The sequence below is a fragment of the Acrocarpospora sp. B8E8 genome (assembly GCF_039871605.1).
Taxonomy (GTDB): Bacteria; Actinomycetota; Actinomycetes; order Streptosporangiales; family Streptosporangiaceae; genus Acrocarpospora; species Acrocarpospora macrocephala.
This window is the reverse complement of record NZ_JBDPLV010000071.1, coordinates 1-15,858: the sequence shown is the minus strand read 5'-3', so window position 1 is coordinate 15,858 and position 15,858 is coordinate 1. Positions and strand designations below refer to the sequence as shown.

Sequence of the window (15,858 nt, the reverse complement as noted above, 5' to 3'; positions counted from 1 at the left end):
ATGGCCCCGCCCGCTCAATGACCGATCAACGCCTGATCAATAGGATGAATGACAACCAACGCGGCGGTTAACGAGAGGATCCCGCACTATTGGACAGCCCCAGTGGGATCTATCATTTGGTCGGAAAACCTGCCAATAAGGCTTTGGGGATGGAAAATGTCTGGTCGCGGCGCCGAGGACGGGCTGCGCTTCGCCGTACTCGGACCGGTCCGGGCCTGGCGCGACGAGGTCGAGCTGGATCTGGGCACGCCCTTGCAACGTTCCATCCTGGCGATGTTGCTGCTGCGGGAAGGCCGGGCGGTCACGCCGTCCGAAATGATCGACGCGATCTGGGGCGAGGACGCGCCGCCCCGGGCGCTGGGCGCCTTACGGACATACGTGTCCCGGTTGCGTACCGTGCTGGAGCCCGACCGCTCGCCGCGTACGCCGCCGGAGTTGCTCACCTCGGTGGGCCGCGGCTACGCGCTGCGGCTCGCGCCCGACATGCTGGACCTGGCGCTCTTCGACCGCGCGGTCGCCGCCGCCGAAGCCTCCCACCGGGCCTCGGACACCGCCGAAGCAGCGGAAACGCTGCGCTCCGCGCTCGCTCTGTGGACCGGTGAACCGCTCGCCGGCGCCGTCGGCCCGTACGCGGACCACCAGCGGGACCGTCTGATCGAGCGCCGGCTGGGCGTGGTCGAGACCCTGATGGAGCACGACCTGGCGCTCGGCCGCCATGCCGGAGTCGTCTCCGAGCTGATCGCTCTGGTCGCCGATCATCCGCTGCGTGAGCAGTTGCGCGCTCAGCTCATGCTCGCCTACTACCGCAACGGCCGCGCCGCCGAAGCCCTCGCCGTCTTCACCGACACCCGGCACGCGCTCATCGAGGAACTCGGCATCGAGCCCAGCGCCGAGCTCGCCGACCTGCACCGCCGCATCCTCGCCGCCGACCCGACGCTCACTGTCACGCCGGTACGGCCTCCGGCGCCCGACGAGCCCGAAACCCTCGTCGAGATGCCCAAACCGGCGCAGCTTCCGGCGGCGGTGACCGACTTCACCGGGCGCAAGCAGCTGGTCAACCGTATGCTCACGCTGCTCAGCAGCGGCGGTGACGGTGTGCCCGTGGTGGCCATGTCGGGCATCGGCGGTGTCGGCAAGACCACGCTCGCGGTGCATGTCGCTCATCTGGTTCATGATCTGTTCCCGGATGGTCAGCTCTACGCCGATCTGCGCGGCTATGGCCAGGAGCCGACCCCGCCGGAGACCGCCCTGGTGGCGTTCCTGCGCGCCCTCGGCATTCCGGTCGATGTGATCCCGGATAGCCTGGCCGATCGGTCGGCGCTGTTCCGGTCGCTGCTGGGCGATCGGCGCATGCTGGTGCTGCTCGACAACGCGCGGGATGCCGATCAGGTCGAACATCTGCTGCCCGGTTCGGCTGGATGTGCGGCGATCATCACCAGCCGGGGGAAGCTCGGCGATCTGCCGTCGGCTCGGCTGATCGACCTGGATGTGATGGAGCCCGACGAGGCGCTCTCCCTGTTCGGCGCTGTCGCTGGTCTTGAAAGGGTGTCGGCTGAGCGTGCCGCTGCCATGGATGTCGTCGCCGCCTGTGGTTTCCTGCCGCTGGCGGTCAGGATCGTGGCTGCCCGGCTGGCCGCGCGGCCGTCCTGGACGGTTGCCTCGCTGGTGCCCCGGCTGGCTGACGAGCGTCGCCGGCTGGACGAGATGAAGATCGGCAACCTGGCTGTGTCGGCCACTTTTGCGCTGGGGTACGGCCAGCTGGATGACCGGCAGAAGCGGGCGTTCCGGTTGTTGTCGTTGCCGAATGGGTCGGATATTTCGGTGTTTGCGGCGGATGCCGTACTGGATCTGAGTCTGGTGGAGACTGAGGATCTGCTGGAGTCGTTGGTCGATGCCAGCCTGCTGGAGGCGCCTGCGCCGGGGCGGTATCGCTTTCATGACCTGCTGAAATTGTTCGCGCGGCGGCAGTCGGAGGGTGAGGACGACGGGGGCGAGCGGGCGGAGGCGTTGCGGCGGCTGCTCGGGTTCTATCTGGCGACCGCGCGGTCGGCTCATCGGCTTGCTTACGAGGGCAGCGCGGTTGCCGACAATCTTCAGGTCATCGGGCATCGTGGGCATACGTTCTCGTCGGCGGACGAGTCAGTGGCGTGGCTGGCGGCTGAAAGTGAGGCACTGTTCGCCATACTCGGCCAAGCTGCGGAGGCGGCGACCGGCGAATTGTTGCCGGCCGCGGACCTGCTTGTCGCGATGGAGCCGCTGCTGGAGACCGGTGCCACCGGGCGCGAGTTCGACCAGCGCACGCGCGTACTCATCGAAGCCGCGCGGCAAGCCGGCGACCTGCGCAGCGAGTTGCGCTGCCGGTATGTGCTCGGTCGGGTGCTGTTCGGGGCGAATCGCATGGCCGAGGCGGAAGAGCAGTTTCTGGGCGCTCGTGCGCTGGCCGAGCAGTGCGGCGACGCGATCGTGCTCGGGGAGACGTTCAACGCGCTCGCCGTGGTGTCCGGGCGGCAGCGCCGCCACCACGAAGCGCTGGAATGGTTCGGCCGGGCCGGGAAGATCTACCGCGAGGTCGGGAACGTGGCCGGTGAGGCGCTCGTGCTCAGCTACTCCGCGCGCGACCACTTCGGCCTGGGGCGGCCGGAAGACGCCATCGCCGTCTCCGAACAGGGTCTGGCCATCTTCAGCGAGCTCGGCAGCGCGCCCGGCGTGGCCCGCGCTCGGTACCACCTGGGCATCGTGCTCTCCGCCGTCGGCCGGCTCAACGAGGCCGTCGTGCATCACGCCGAATGCCTGGACTTCTTCAGGGCCAGCAACCAGCGCGTGTGGGAGCAGCGGGTCTGCGTCCGGCTGGCCACCACGTTCACCGCCGCCGGCCGCTACCAGGACGCCGCCAGGCACGCCGAGCAAGCCCTCATCGTCAGCCGCGAGATCACCCATCCGTACGGCGAAGCGCTGTCGCTGACCGCCCTCGGCAAGGCGTTGCGCGGCCTGGGCAGCATCACCCGGAGCACTGACGCCCTAGAGAAGGCCCTCGACATCTTCACCCGGCTCGGTTCCCCCGAAGCCGACGACGTCCGTGCCCTCCTCACCCAGAAGGTCGAGACCTAGTTCATCATCCAACCGCGTCATCCGGACGTGATTGATCACCGCGACCTCCTAAGCGTGCATTCCGTGGCTGTCCAGCTCCCCCAGCGTCCCCTTTTGTGCCCCCTTGGTGGCATTCCCGACCAGCGTGCAGATGGGCGCCCGGCCGGTCGTCAGCTCTCATTTGGCGCGTAGGGGGGCCCGGCTAACCGGAGCGCCTCATGACAGCTAGCCGCCTCTCTACGACGACCGGCCGGACTTGACACAGACCCCGAACCCCCCGGGTCCATGCCCACTCCTCACCCTCCCGCACCAAACTCAACGTCCAATCACCATCCGATTGCCGCCCACGCCGTCACGGCGAGTTGCCTGGGTTCTCCCACCCACCCTGGCGGCCTCTGTCAAGTACGGCCTCGCGTGTACGTTCACCGGTGACCTTCCAGGCGCGCTGGTTGTCCTGCATGCACGACCGCACTTGATGGGGGCTGACTGACCACGGACAATCGGACGGCGGGTGCAGGGCTACCGCGAGAACGCTGCGCTTATGCCGGGCCTCCCGGAGCCGGAACCCCCCAGTTCGTGGTTCCCTGAGATGCGGGTCAGCCGTCGCTGAGGACCCGGGTCATCCACTCCAGGGATCCGGCCTTGAGTGCTTCCTCTGCGAGTCGCTTCGCACTCGGCGTATGGAGAGCGGCAAGTGAGCTGTCGATCCACGGCTGAACATTGCTATGGCCCTGATCGCGATACTCAAGCGCCTGTAGAAGGCATTCCAGCTTGTCGGCGTCGCGCGCACATCGGCTCTCCAGACTGGTGCGCTCTTCGTACTCTTCCACGGCATTCGTGATGATCGTGGCCACGCTGCTGGGGAGACCAGCCGTCTGGTGGGCGGTCACCTCCTGGTTCGGTATAGCTGTGAGGTATCGCTTGCCCACGTAGGGGATATCGGTGATTCGAGTCTCTTGCGTGTCATGGAAGAGGCTCATAAAGGCGGTGCGCTCAGGGTTCGCGCCCTCCATGGCTGCGATCACGCTCGCAATGATGGCTGTTCGGAAGGAGTGCTCCGCGATGCTCTCGGGGTCCTTCACTCCGGCGATCAACCATCCGGTTCGCTTGTAGCGCTTGAGCAGGCCAATCTCGTAGAGGAGGCCGGTAAGCCGCGAGAGTTCATCCGCCATGAACGGCCCTTCTATCGACGCTGGGACATGCGGAGAGCGTAGAACACTTCCTGTAACTCTCGGCGGGATTGGTCGGAGATGCCATCGTCGTCGAGCGTACGGGTGAGCGGGGGCATCACACGACTCACGGCTTGAGGGAGAAGAGCGGGCCTGGATGTGAGCAGAGACCAGAGGGTGTGCGCGACTACGTCGATGTAAGGATTCGCGGCGTAGAGCTTGGCGATCAGGTGATCAAGTAGGCGGGTGCCGTGCCATGCCTGCGGTTCGATCATGAAAGTGTCGGCTATCTGGGGTTCGGCCAGCTCCCCTAACCAGTACGCCCAGTAATTGAGGTTCGCTACCTCACATTCATCGCTGCCGAGACTTCCCCGAATGAAGTGGGCCAAGGCGTCGCGATCACCGAAGCGCGCGAGGGTATGAGCGCCTGACCGAACAACAGCCCACGCGGGTGTCCATTCGGCAGTCTGCCGAATACGGCGTTCTTCGGCGTGCTGCATGACGGCAAGCCAGTCGGCGGTCTCACTGGAGCCATCGAATCCAGCAACGTAGTGAGCCTGCCTGCGGAGAAGCATGCCGTCCACTTGGGTAACGTCGGCGAGTTCGGCGATGACTTTCAGGTGAGTGAAGACATGACGAGCCTCGTCGGCGGCAAGTGCGGGGCCTGAAGGAACCGGACCTCGACGGGCTCTTGGAGAGGCAACTCCGGACAGGACTACTGGAATCTGCTTGGTGAAGGGCCACGCGAGCAGGTCAGTAAAGGAGCGCGTGATCACCCATGAGGCGAGTGGGTGACCCGTGGTATCTGCTCGATCGGCGCTGAGGATGTAGCCGAGGAAACGATCCGCTTCCATTGCTAGATCCAACTGCGAGAGCAGTCGAGGAGCGACGGGGAGCCCCAGAAGCGTGTGCTTCAAGGCGAGATAGCTTCCCACGGGAACGGCCATGAGCGGCCGACGGCCGGATTCCCACCCCTGAACGGTCGTGCCATCCACGTTCAAACGTTCAGCTAGCTGCTCCTGGGTGAGCCCAGTGGATTCCCGCATGAGCTTGAAGACGTAGCCGGAAATGCGGCCTTCACGGCCACGCTCGGTAAAACCTCGACCGGTGGTCAGTGTTGAGGGTCGTCGTTGAGGCATTGGAGGCCGTCACCGCCGCGTACTCGGACTGTCAGTCAGTTCCATCAGGAAAGACACACTCATAACGTAACGCATGAGGAAGTGCGAGGAACTCAGCGTAACAAGGCTCTGGATGGCATGCGACGTTTCGAGTCTTGACGCGGAATGTCGAATTTGACGCAAAGCGGACCCGCCCAAGTGGGCGAACACGAGGACGGGTCCTTAATCGCACAGTGGAGGTGCGACCCGTGCAGGATTCTAGGGCTAAGCAGGGGCGTCGTAGACGCAGAGTCCGCAAGGAAGATCGGCGACCGTCGGCGGGGCCGCTCTCGTCTCGTGAGGAGTTACGGCTTCAGGGTTACCGGCTGCTGGTGCAGCTGGCCTATGACCTGGAATGGCTAGGTATGCCATGCCGGGTGCGGCTGCCAGGGTCGCGTGATGAGCTGCCGGTTCTGGATGTGCCGGGCGGCGGGCCTGACGGGGTGATGAAGGTCGGCACCCGCAAGGAGCGGGACGGCTGGCAATTCACCTGGGGAACCGGCGCGGGAACGGGTGCGGTGTGGGCGGCGAATGAGCACGCCCCGGAAGCGATCATCGCGGCGGTGTCGCCGTGACGGGCTTGGGGGTGCTGGGGGCTGTCGAGCTGCCGGGTGAGGCCGTGTCGGTGGTGCGGGCGCGGGCCTTTGTGCGGGGGGTGCTGGAGCGGGCGGGCGTCGGTGAGGCGGCGGATGTGCTGCTGCTGGTATCGGAGCTGGTTGGGAATGCCGTGGCGCACAGCGATTCGGGGCAGGGCGGACGGGTGGCGGTGGCGGTCCTCGGCTGCGGCGACCAGGGTGACCGGGTCGTGCGGGTGGAGGTCAGCGACCAGGGGTCGGATGAGAACAAGCCGCAGGTCCGGGACGGTGAGGGGCTGCTGGCCTCTGGGGGGCGTGGTCTGCGGCTCGTGGAGCTGATGGCTCGTGCCTGGGGCTGGGATGAGGACGGGTCGGGCCGAACGGTGTGGTTTGAGGTGGGTGTATGACCGGCGATTCTCGCTCGGCCGAATCGGTCCCCGAATCTATCGCCGAGTCTCGATGCCGGGAGGTGACCGGGACACTGGTCGCCAAGATCCGTGGTGGTGAGCTGGCCCCTGGCGATCTGTTTCCGCGTCTGTGGGAGCTGAGCCGCACGTATGGGATCAGCAGGGGTATCGCCGCCATCGTGCAGCACGACCTGAAACGGCAGGGCCTCATTCGAATCGTTGGAGGCCGTCCCGTTGTGGGTGAGCGCAGATGCGCTGGCCTGACGCCTGATGCGCTGGATCGGGCAGGCCCGATCCCGTTGTACCGACAGATCGCGGACGTCCTTGCCCTGATGATCAAAAACGGGGATTTGGCTCCCGGGGAGAAGGTTCCCAGCGAAGACGAGCTCAGTGGCGTGTTCGGCGTGGCGCGAGAGACCGCACGGTCGGCGCATCGCGAGTTGAGGGAACGCGGGCTGGCTCACACCGTTGGCGGCGCGGGAACGATTGTCGGGGTAGGGGGCGCTGCGACCGGTTCGGATATGCGGCCTATGTATTTGAGGATCGCCTGTGAGATCGCCGATCAGATCCGGGGCGGCCGGATTGCGCCTGATCGGCCTATCCCGACTCGGCAGGCGCTGGTGGCGCGGTACGGCGTCTCGGTGGAGACCGCCCGGCGGGCGGTGGGCATGCTGTGCTGGGCGGGGTGGGTGTACACGGTGGCGGGACGGCCGCGTTTCGCGGCGCGGCCGGAGCGGTGGCCTGCGCTGGAGGTGTGGGAGGAGGCCACTGCCGGGCGTGGCGCGGGCCCGCGTGCTTTGATGGCTGGGGGTCTGCTGGGGTTGAGGGTTGGGGACGGTGTGCCTGATCCCGGCGCACGACCGCCGGTGTAGCTTGGGCCTTCAGTTGATCTTGAAGGCTTCCGCGGATGTGGGAAGTCGGAAGTACCCTTCGGCGATCAGTGGGCGCAGAGTGCTGGGGGTTAGGTTCTCCTCGCCGAGGATGTCGCCGATGGCGCCTAGAAGTGGGCTCAGGAGGAGTTCTCCATCGCAAACGCCCGCCAGTGCGGCTTCGACCGTGCCGACCGTGGTGGTGCGGCGCAGTCCTCGGGTCTGATGGAGGACGATGCGAGTCGGATCTTCAGCGCCGGGAAGGCTGATCCGTTCTTCCAGGATGCCTTCGCTCAGCTGTAGGGCCGCTGCCAGTAGCTCGTCGTCGGTCAGGCGGTGGGCAGTGGTGATCGAGTCGAGGATGTCCGCCAGGTAGGCGCCGACCGGGAGTTCGACCTGCTGCGAGAGTTCCTCCACGCGGACGACCGGGTCAAGCGTGCCGGAGGCGTGCAGGGTGATCCAGCCGAAACCGATGCCGGTGACGTTCTGGGCCTCGAACCAGGCCAGCCACTCGTCGTAGCGCTCCCGGTAAGCGGGAGTGCCCTGTTCGGCGGCGTCCTTGAGCCAGAGCTCGACATACTCGGCCGGATCCTGCGCATCCCGTTGTACGGCCCAGCCATCGCAACCGGTCTCCGCCAGCCAGCCGCCCAGCCGATCCTGCCAGTCCTCACCTTTGACGTGCAGCCAGTTGGCCAGAAGCTGGCAGTGGCCGCCAGGGTTGAGGTGGGCGGGCGCAAGCCGTACCAGCTCGCGGCAGAAGTCGTCGGCCTGGTAGCCGGCCTCGCGGTAGGTGAGACGGGCATGGGGAGAGATCACGAACGGCGGGTTGGAGACGATCAGGTCGAAACGTTCGCCCTCGACCGGATCGAACATCGAGCCCCTGCGCACGTCCACACCCTCGATTCCGGACAGGCCCCAGCTCAGCTGGGCCAGGTCGAGGGCGCGGCGGTTGACGTCGGTGGCGACGATGTGATCGGCGCGATCGGCGAGGTGGAGGACTTGTACGCCGCAGCCGGTGCCCAGGTCCAGGGCGCGTTCGACCGGTTGGCGGGTGACCAGCTGGGCCAGGTTGGCGGACGCGCCGCCCGCGCCGACGACGTGGTCGCGGCGGACCGCAGGGTCGCCTGGGCGTACCTTACGGTCGGAGACGACGTAGCCGCCCGTCTCCCAGGGCTGCAGGTGCACGCTGGCCTGCACCGCGTCTCCGACTTTCACCAGCAGGCCGCACTGCACGAGTTCGGAGAGCGGAAGGTCGGCGGCTGCCGTACTGACCGGGACGCCCAGCCACCACAGGCGGATCAGCGCCGCGAGCGGGTCGAGGTCCTTGGTGGCCCGCAACGCGGGAACGAGCTCCTCCCGGGCCAGCGCCCCGGCGGCTACGTCCCCCAGCCGCTCACGCACCCCGTCGATCGTGTATCCGGTCTCATCGAACCGGGCCCGAAGCCGTCGCAGCAGGTCAGATGGAGCTTTCACGGAAGCAATCTAGCGCCGCCGAAGAGTGCCCAAGTCCCGCTCCCGCAGCACGGTCAGCTCGGACCCGCTCACATACACACCTTTCGCAAGCGCACACGGCTTCGCGGAGCTCCTTGATCCCTTCCCGCGTTCACACAGCTTCGCGGGGGCCTCCTTGATCCCTTCTCGCGTGCACAGGGCTTCGCGGGGGCTTCTTGAGCTCTTCTCGCGTGCACACGGCTTCGCGGAGGATTCTTGAGCTCTTCTCACATGCGGAGGCTGGCCCAGGCGGCTTCGGCGAGTTCCTTGATCTCCGCTTCGGTGGGCTGGTGGGCGCCCGCGAACCAGAGGCGGCACATCTCCTGCGCCGGTCCCAGCCACAGGACGTAGCACATGGTGGCATCCACCGGTTTGAGCAGGCCCGCCTTCGTGTGGGGCCGCCACCAGTCGGAGACCTGACGGAAGAAGGTGCGCCTGGTCTCCGCCACCTCGGCTCCCCCCGGCTCCTCGCGCCGGGGCGGACGCTCGCTGACCAGCAGCCGGGCTCGCTCCGGATGTTCCCCACACCAAGCCATGTGCAGGGTGACGATGCCCTCGATCCCGGCGCGAGCCTCCTCATGCCGGGTCAGCTCGGTGACGAACGCCTCTTGATACATGACCAGCGTCTCCGAGTACAGAACCCCAAAGACATGTTCCTTGCTGGCGAAATGATGATAGAAACTACCGACGCTGACGCCGCTCTCCTCGCGAAGGCTGGCCAGCGTGCTCGCGGAGACGCCATCCTGGCTGAACCGGCGCAGGGCGCCCTCGATGATCCGGGTCCGGCCGTCACGACCATTCTTCGCGCTCTTCACACCGTCAATGGTGACGCAACAGAACCTTGTTCTGCAAATGTAAGTTCCGCTCTGACCTGAACAGACCCGGATTCGATGGTCATGATGGCATCCGGCCAGGCCCGCCGAACCATGGCGAGCACCTTCCGGTTGTCGCCCATCACATCCATCGCGAGCCACTCAGCCCCGCTCACCCGCCGCAGCAACGTACGCACCAGCTGGGATCCCACTCCCACCCCCTGCCACTCATCGGTGACGACCACGGCGATCTCCACATCAACGCCATCCCGAAACGCCATCGCATGCCCGATCACCCGATCCTCCACGACCGCCACAAGCGAATCCCGTCGCTCGTCCCTGGCCAGTAAAGCCCGCATCATGCTCGCGCTCGGCTTCGTCACCCCCGCGAAGAACCGGTGGGACTGAGTGTGCAACGACAGCCCGAGCAGGAACTTCCGCACACCATCCTCGTCGCCGGCCCGCGTCGGCCGAACCTCCACCTGAGTTCTCTCCATGGACTCAGCCTCCTTGGGCCAGCTAGGTCTGTCAAGTAGACTCAGATGACGGCTCGGCCGCGCCTGTGTCTGGACTGAGGAACGCAGGGAGCGAAGCGACTGGAGAGACGAGGGAAGACACAGGCGCGGCCGAGCCTGCCGTGCCGGAGGCGCGGCAAATGTCAAGAGAGGTAATGATTTACGATGCGAGCCATGGACGGCGTGACCGATCGGAGCGCGTACCGGCTGGATAACTGTTCGATCGAACGAACGCTTGCCGTGCTGGGCGAAAAGTGGACCTTCCTCGTCCTACGCGAGGCATTCAATGGAGTACGGCGCTTCGCCGACCTCCAGGCCAACACCGGCGCCCCCCGCCAAGTGCTGAGCGCCCGCCTCACCCGCCTGGTAGAAGAAGACCTCCTCCGAAAAGTCCCCTACCAGGAGCCCGGCCAACGCCAACGCGACGAATACCGACTAACCCAAAAAGGCGTAGACCTCTACCCCATCCTGGTATCCCTGATGCACTGGGGCGACCGCTACGTCTCCGACCCCGAAGGCCCTCCCGTCCTCCTCACCCACCGAGGCTGCGGCGCCCTGATCGAACAACACATGCGCTGCACCCAAGGCCACGAGGTAGCCACCCCCCGCGACGTCACCCCCCGCCCAGGCCCAAGCGCCCGCCTAAAGCAGCCTGCTAACACTGTTGCCGTGGTCGGCTGACGGGGCACTCGGGTGGGTGCCTAGGCTTGAGTTCGTGTATCGGTTTCTGCTGACTCCCCGCTGGCTGGCGCTGCACGTTGTGGTGCTGCTGGTGATTCCGGCGTTCGTGTTCCTGGGGCGATGGCAGTTCGGGCGGTACGAGGAACGTTCGTCGGCCAGTGATCGGACCTCCGCGAATCTGGCCGCCGGCCCGGTTCCGCTGGCGAATTTGGCGGTGGTGGGCGGTGTCGTACCGGAAAGGGACAAGTTCCGGGCGGTGACCGTGCGGGGGAGTTTTGACGCGTCGCATGAGTGGCTGGTGCGGCGGCGTACCCAGAATCAGCGGGTTGGGTTTTATGTGGTCACGCCGCTGGTGACCCCGGCGGGGGCGGTGCTGGTGAATCGTGGGTGGGTCGCGGCGGGGACGGACGCGGATGGCACGCCTTCGGTGCCTGCGACTCCGGCGGGTGAGGTCACTGTGACCGGGCGGTTGCGGCCTGCGGAGACTGAGGAGACGACCGGAATCGAGGATCGTGCGGGATTGCCCCCCAAGCAGATCCTGTTGATCAACGATTCTGTGCTGGGGGCAGGGTTGCCGTACCGGCTGTATGGGGGGTTTGTCGAGCTCAGTGCGCAGGAGCCTGCGGCGGCGAGTGCGCCGGAGCCGGTGCCGGAGCCCGATCCGGGAAGTGGTGGCGGGCTGAATCTGGCCTACGGGGTGCAGTGGTGGATGTTCATCGGGATCGCGATCGGCGGGTGGCTGTTGCTGATCCGGCGAGAGGCTCGCGATCTGCGGGCCGCGGCGCAATCGTCGCCAGAATCCGTGCAATCCACGGCGCGCTGAACCCGCATTTCTCCGCCTGCTCGCGCGTTCGCACGTAAGGTTTAACCAAGCCCCCGATCTGGACGAAAGACCTCAGACGCCCCGGGTGAACGAACGGATACCAACCGGAGACCTCGCAGCTTGTTTGGTGTTATTCCTTGCCTCTACCGTTGACTCCTGTGAACACGCCGCTGCTTCCTGACCCAGAGCCGAGGCGGCGGGACTATGTGATCATCTCAGCTGACGATCATGTGATCGAACCGCCGGACCTGTTCGAAGATCGCCTTCCGGCCAAGTTCGAAGACCTGGCACCCCGAGTGGTGGACACCGATTCCGGGCACCAGGTGTGGCGCTATGGCGGTGCGACGTACCCGGTCGCCGGGCTGGACGTCGGTGCTGGGCTGCCCAAGGAGCAGTGGACGCTCGATCCTGTCCGATTCGATGACATGCGCCCGGGTTGCTATGACATCGATGAACGGATCCAGGACATGGATCGGGCCGGAATCTGGGCGGCGGTCAACTTTCCGGGCATGCTGGCGGGGCAGGCGGGCATGGCGTTCGCCAGGACCCGCGACCAGGATCTCGGGCTTGCCCTGGTCAAGGCGTGGAACGACTGGCATGTGGACGTGTGGGCGGGGAGTTATCCGGAGCGGATTATCGCCCTGCAGTTGCCCTGGCTGCCGGATCCGCAGATCGCCGCCTCGGAGATCAAGGCGAACGCGGCGCGTGGCTTCAAGGCCGTGGTGTTTCCCGAGTTCCCGACGCGGCTGCGGTTGCCGTCCATTCACAGCGGGCACTGGGATCCGTTCTTCGCCGCCTGCGAGGAGACCGGCACCGTCGTCTGCCTGCACACCGGCGGCTCCTCCTGGGCGCCGGTCCCGTCCACCGACACCCCCATCGAGGCGATCACCACGCTGATCCCGGCCAGCGCGATGTTCGCCTGCGCCGACTGGCTCTGGTCGGGGGTCCCGCTGCGGTTTCCGTCCCTGCGCATCCTGATCGTCGAGGGCGGCGTGAGCTGGCTGCCGATGCTCTCCGAGCGGGCCGACTACGCCCTCGATCACCCGGTCGCCAGCGAGACGAGCTGGGAGGGCGGGCTCAAGCCGAGCGAGGTCCTGCGCCGGAACTTCTTCTTCGGGTCGCTCGACGACACCGCGCTGAGCGCCGTACGGATGGCCGTCGGGATGGAGCACGTGCTCCTGGAAAGCGGATACCCCCGGTCGGAATCGTCCTGGCCCGACACGCAGCGTGCCATCGCCCACCGCCTCGGCAACCTGCCCCCCGCCGACCTCGCCCGGGTCGCGTACGGCAATGCCGCCCGCCTCTTCGGCCATCCGCTGCCCTCGCGGGCGTGGCTGCGAATGGAAGAGCTCTAGGGGAGGCGGCGCTGCTTCTCCCAGGTGACGTACTGACCGCTTTCGCCGAGCAGGGCGGTGGTGAGCCAGACCAGGACGCCGAAGTCGTCGACGATGCCGATGGCGAGGAGGAAGTCGGGGATCGCGTCGATGGGGGAGACGATGTAGAGGACGGCTAAGCCCATCATGCTGAGCTTGCCCTTGCCCAGGCCGCGATACTCACCGCGGATGGCCCCGCGGATCATGCGGGGGACGGCCCGAATTCGGGCCATCAGGCCGGGGCTGCCCGGCCGGGAGACGTCCTGGTACGCACGGTAGACCTGCGCCGCTCGCCGCGCTTTCGCCATCGCCGACCTCCAAAGGGCTCAGGAGTGCTTTACCCGAGCATTCCCCCCGATAACGAACGATCTTTTCAGGCCGTTCCAAGGTCTCGGACGATCTGGGCGATCGGCGTCTCGTCGGCCGGAATCGGGGCGAGAACCGGGGTGGTGAGGCCGTTCGCGACGTATTCGGTGATCCGGGCGCGGCAGGTGGCGGCGTCGCCGTGCACGATCAGCTGGTCGACGAGCTCGTCGGGGATAGCCTTGAGGGCGGCTTGGCGGTCGTTGGCCGCCCAGGCCTCGTGCATCGGGCGGAGCATCTCGGCCCGGCCGAGCCAGTCGTGGAACGCCGCGTAGACGGGGACGGTCAGGTAGGCGGCGATCATGCGCTTGCCCAGGGCGCGGACCTTGTCGGCGTCCTCGCTGACGACCACGAACAGCCGGGCGATGAGTTCGGTGTCGTCGTTGAGCTCGGCTCGGACTTTCCGTACGTCCTCCGGGGACAGCCAGTTGGTGATCGCACCGTCGGCTTCGGCGGCGGCCAGCCGCAGCATCCTCGGCCGGAGCGCGGCCAGAACGATTTTGGGTGGGATACGAGGGGCTCGCTCAAGCTTGAAGCCCTTGATGTCGAAGGTCTCGTATGTCGCGGTCACCTTCTCGCCGGCGAGCGCGGCGCGGAGGAATCTGAGGGTGTCCCTGGTACGGGCGAAGGGTTTGACGAACTCACCCGCGTTCCAGTCTTCGACGATCACGGGGGACGAAGCGCCGATGCCCAGAACAAACCGGTCCGGAGCGAGATCGGCCAGAGTGGCCGCGGTCATCGCCAGAAGTCCGGGGCCGCGCGTGGACACGGGCACGATGGCCGTGCCCAGCCGAAGTTCGGGCGCCCACCCCGCGGCCAGCGCCAGCGGCGTGAACCCGTCGCTCCCGTTCACCTCCGCCGACCACGCGTCCGTGTATCCCAGCTTCGGCAGCTCCGCGACAAGCTCGCGATCAAGCACCTGCCCGGCGTACGGAATCGTGATTCCCCAACGTTCCACAGTCCATCCTCACTCTCGAAGCTCGCGGACGACCTCGATAAAGTCCCTGGTCACACCGCGCAAGCCGGGCAAGTACGACAACCCGACGAGCCTATCGACCAGCGGCACGGTTCTATCGATCAGGCGATAGGTCCGCGCGCATCCGGCGGATGTGTCGTGTACCCAGAACAAAACCACGCCCATCGAGAGCAACCACAACAACTCCGGCAACTCCGCCCGGAGTTCGGCGTCCATTCGATCCGTACACCCATCCACAACCTGGCGATAAATCGCGACAGACGACTCCCGCGCCGGCGCTGAATCCGCGCTGAACGGATTCAGCGGATTGCTCGGCTCGGCCGCGTGCTTAAAGAATTTAACCGCGAATTCATGGTACGGCTCCGACACCCGCACCCACGCGCACAGCACCCCGCGCAGCCGCGCGGCGAACGCCCCCTCGGTGGCCAGCACCTCCGCACACGCCGCTTCATGCTCGGCCTGCGCCCGGTCATAGTACGCCTGGATCAGCTGTTCCTTCGAAGCGAAGTAGTAATACGCGTTACCCACGGAAACACCCGCTTCGGAGGCGATTGCCCGCATTGTCGTCGCCTCGAACCCCCGTTCCCTGAACAGCCGCAGGGCTGTCTCCACAATCAGCTCCCTGGTCCTCTCGGAAGCTCTCACACGCGGCTCGGGCACATCGGTCACTGTACGGCTCCCGCCCCCGTTAGGTCATGGACCCACCAGATGATGCGCATCCTGGGGCAAACTCTCACCCCACACAGGGATGGGCGCGACATCCCGGTGGGATTGATCCTTTTGGCAACTCCCCCACGACTGAGAGTAACGGGGGAAACCGAGGTGCAGTTACGTCACACTTTGTGGGGTGCGGCCGGAATGACGATGATTGTCCTGGCCACCCTGCCCATGAACACCAGGCCGGCCGCGGCTCGGCAGGACACCAAACAGGACACCACTGCCCGCCAGGACGCCAACGGGACGCCGGTCCGGCGCGCTCCGGCGTCATCGGTGCAGATCCGGCCGCCGCTCCAGGCGCTCCGCACGAAAGGCCGGGCTGCCGCCGCCCTGCGCAGCCGGATCGCGGCCACGAAAGGGAAGGTGAGAAGCACCACGTGGCACGGCCGAGCGTCCGGCCTGCGAATCAGCGGCAACCGTGCCATGCGCCGCATCTCCCGAGCCGGCGTCGGCTGGCAGGCCACCGGCAGATGCACCGACCAGAACCGCCCGTACTGCACCTCGCTCCACTCGATCCGGTACGGCACACTCATGAAGACCATCGACCTCAAACGCCGCAGCGGCTGCCGCATCGTCATCACCGGCGGCACCGAAACCGGCCACGCCCACGGCATCTACAGCCACGGCAACGGCTACAAAGTCGACATCAAACACAATGAATGCATCGACTCATATATAACCCGAAAATTCCGTTTCCACCGCACCCGCGGCGACGGAGCCGCCCTCTACCGCAACAAGGAAAACGACATCTACGCCCGCGAACCCGACCACTGGGACCTACTACTGCACTGACCTCGAAGTGGTGCGGGTGGGGCAATCACGGATATCACCTCCGTGATTCCC

The 15,858-nt window shown here is 66.3% G+C and carries 16 protein-coding genes; 8 read left to right on the top strand and 8 right to left on the bottom strand.

The genetic code is table 11. The features are described 5' to 3' along the window. The first annotated feature begins 156 nt into the window (after positions 1-156). Positions 157-3,108: a BTAD domain-containing putative transcriptional regulator gene (locus ABGB08_RS43850; protein WP_347603336.1), complete on the top strand. Its 2,952-nt coding sequence runs from the start codon at positions 157-159 to the stop codon at positions 3,106-3,108. A gap of 575 nt (positions 3,109-3,683) precedes the next feature. Here the strand turns inward: ABGB08_RS43850 and ABGB08_RS43845 are convergent. Together ABGB08_RS43845 and ABGB08_RS43840 are read right to left on the bottom strand one after the other, a co-directional pair. Continuing rightward, complete coding sequence (locus ABGB08_RS43845) at positions 3,684-4,259, bottom strand: HD domain-containing protein (protein ID WP_347603333.1); 576 nt, start codon at positions 4,257-4,259, stop codon at positions 3,684-3,686. Positions 4,260-4,270: 11 nt separating this feature from the next. Then, complete coding sequence (locus ABGB08_RS43840; RefSeq protein WP_347603330.1) at positions 4,271-5,395, bottom strand: helix-turn-helix domain-containing protein; 1,125 nt, start codon at positions 5,393-5,395, stop codon at positions 4,271-4,273. Positions 5,396-5,622: 227 nt separating this feature from the next. Here ABGB08_RS43840 and ABGB08_RS43835 point away from each other — a divergent pair, with 227 nt between their 5' ends. From ABGB08_RS43835 to ABGB08_RS43825, 3 genes are all read left to right on the top strand, one after another. Continuing rightward, positions 5,623-5,988 carry a hypothetical protein gene (locus ABGB08_RS43835; protein ID WP_347603327.1) on the top strand — a complete coding sequence of 122 codons (366 nt, stop codon included), beginning with the start codon at positions 5,623-5,625 and terminating at the stop codon, positions 5,986-5,988. After that, positions 5,985-6,395, top strand: coding sequence for an ATP-binding protein (locus ABGB08_RS43830; RefSeq protein ID WP_347603324.1), 411 nt, complete (start codon positions 5,985-5,987; stop codon positions 6,393-6,395). Before ABGB08_RS43835 ends, ABGB08_RS43830 begins: the two co-directional genes overlap by 4 nt. A 530-nt stretch (positions 6,396-6,925) precedes the next feature. Next, complete coding sequence (locus ABGB08_RS43825) at positions 6,926-7,267, top strand: GntR family transcriptional regulator (protein WP_347603321.1); 342 nt, start codon at positions 6,926-6,928, stop codon at positions 7,265-7,267. A gap of 9 nt (positions 7,268-7,276) precedes the next feature. Here the strand turns inward: ABGB08_RS43825 and ABGB08_RS43820 are convergent, their stop codons facing one another. The 3 genes from ABGB08_RS43820 to ABGB08_RS43810 all read right to left on the bottom strand — a co-directional run bounded on the left by ABGB08_RS43820 (position 7,277) and on the right by ABGB08_RS43810 (position 10,010). Continuing rightward, positions 7,277-8,737: a methyltransferase gene (locus ABGB08_RS43820; RefSeq protein ID WP_347603318.1), complete on the bottom strand. Its 1,461-nt coding sequence runs from the start codon at positions 8,735-8,737 to the stop codon at positions 7,277-7,279. A 245-nt stretch (positions 8,738-8,982) separates the two neighbouring features. Next, complete coding sequence (locus ABGB08_RS43815; protein WP_347603315.1) at positions 8,983-9,570, bottom strand: TetR/AcrR family transcriptional regulator; 588 nt, start codon at positions 9,568-9,570, stop codon at positions 8,983-8,985. Continuing rightward, on the bottom strand, positions 9,567-10,010 hold the full coding sequence (locus ABGB08_RS43810) for a GNAT family N-acetyltransferase (protein WP_347603312.1): 444 nt from the start codon (positions 10,008-10,010) through the stop codon (positions 9,567-9,569). Before ABGB08_RS43810 ends, ABGB08_RS43815 begins: the two co-directional genes overlap by 4 nt. A 246-nt stretch (positions 10,011-10,256) precedes the next feature. Here ABGB08_RS43810 and ABGB08_RS43805 point away from each other — a divergent pair, with 246 nt between their 5' ends. From ABGB08_RS43805 to ABGB08_RS43795, 3 genes are all read left to right on the top strand, one after another. Next, a complete protein-coding gene (locus ABGB08_RS43805; RefSeq protein ID WP_347603309.1) occupies positions 10,257-10,763 on the top strand; it encodes a helix-turn-helix domain-containing protein in 507 nt (168 codons plus the stop codon). Between the two features lie 34 nt (positions 10,764-10,797). Next, a complete protein-coding gene (locus tag ABGB08_RS43800; RefSeq protein WP_347603306.1) occupies positions 10,798-11,586 on the top strand; it encodes an SURF1 family protein in 789 nt (262 codons plus the stop codon). Between the two features lie 158 nt (positions 11,587-11,744). Then, entirely contained in the window at positions 11,745-12,941 is a 1,197-nt protein-coding gene (locus ABGB08_RS43795) for an amidohydrolase family protein (protein ID WP_155357465.1), read from the top strand. Here the strand turns inward: ABGB08_RS43795 and ABGB08_RS43790 are convergent. From ABGB08_RS43790 to ABGB08_RS43780, 3 genes are all read right to left on the bottom strand, one after another. Continuing rightward, positions 12,938-13,267 (bottom strand): DUF1232 domain-containing protein, encoded by a 330-nt coding sequence (locus ABGB08_RS43790; RefSeq protein ID WP_347603303.1) that lies wholly within the window; start codon positions 13,265-13,267, stop codon positions 12,938-12,940. The two genes, ABGB08_RS43795 and ABGB08_RS43790, sit on opposite strands and share 4 nt — an antisense overlap. A gap of 65 nt (positions 13,268-13,332) precedes the next feature. Continuing rightward, a complete protein-coding gene (locus tag ABGB08_RS43785) occupies positions 13,333-14,280 on the bottom strand; it encodes an LLM class F420-dependent oxidoreductase (protein WP_347603300.1) in 948 nt (315 codons plus the stop codon). Between the two features lie 9 nt (positions 14,281-14,289). Next, positions 14,290-14,910, bottom strand: coding sequence for a TetR family transcriptional regulator (locus ABGB08_RS43780; RefSeq protein WP_246268757.1), 621 nt, complete (start codon positions 14,908-14,910; stop codon positions 14,290-14,292). Between the two features lie 246 nt (positions 14,911-15,156). Here ABGB08_RS43780 and ABGB08_RS43775 point away from each other — a divergent pair, with 246 nt between their 5' ends. Next, the gene (locus tag ABGB08_RS43775; protein WP_347603297.1) at positions 15,157-15,807 is read left to right on the top strand and encodes a hypothetical protein; all 651 of its coding nucleotides are present in this window, start codon (positions 15,157-15,159) and stop codon (positions 15,805-15,807) included. Positions 15,808-15,858 lie beyond the last annotated feature (51 nt).

Bases quoted from the DNA above. Each gene is read 5' to 3' on its own strand.
- ABGB08_RS43850 (WP_347603336.1), top strand. From the start codon at position 157: ATGTCTGGTCGCGGCGCCGAGGACGGGCTGCGCTTCGCCGTACTCGGA.
- ABGB08_RS43845 (WP_347603333.1), bottom strand. From the start codon at position 4,259: ATGGCGGATGAACTCTCGCGGCTTACCGGCCTCCTCTACGAGATTGGC.
- ABGB08_RS43840 (WP_347603330.1), bottom strand. From the start codon at position 5,395: ATGCCTCAACGACGACCCTCAACACTGACCACCGGTCGAGGTTTTACC.
- ABGB08_RS43825 (WP_347603321.1), top strand. From the start codon at position 6,926: ATGTATTTGAGGATCGCCTGTGAGATCGCCGATCAGATCCGGGGCGGC.
- ABGB08_RS43805 (WP_347603309.1), top strand. From the start codon at position 10,257: ATGGACGGCGTGACCGATCGGAGCGCGTACCGGCTGGATAACTGTTCG.
- ABGB08_RS43790 (WP_347603303.1), bottom strand. From the start codon at position 13,267: ATGGCGAAAGCGCGGCGAGCGGCGCAGGTCTACCGTGCGTACCAGGAC.
- ABGB08_RS43775 (WP_347603297.1), top strand. From the start codon at position 15,157: ATGACGATGATTGTCCTGGCCACCCTGCCCATGAACACCAGGCCGGCC.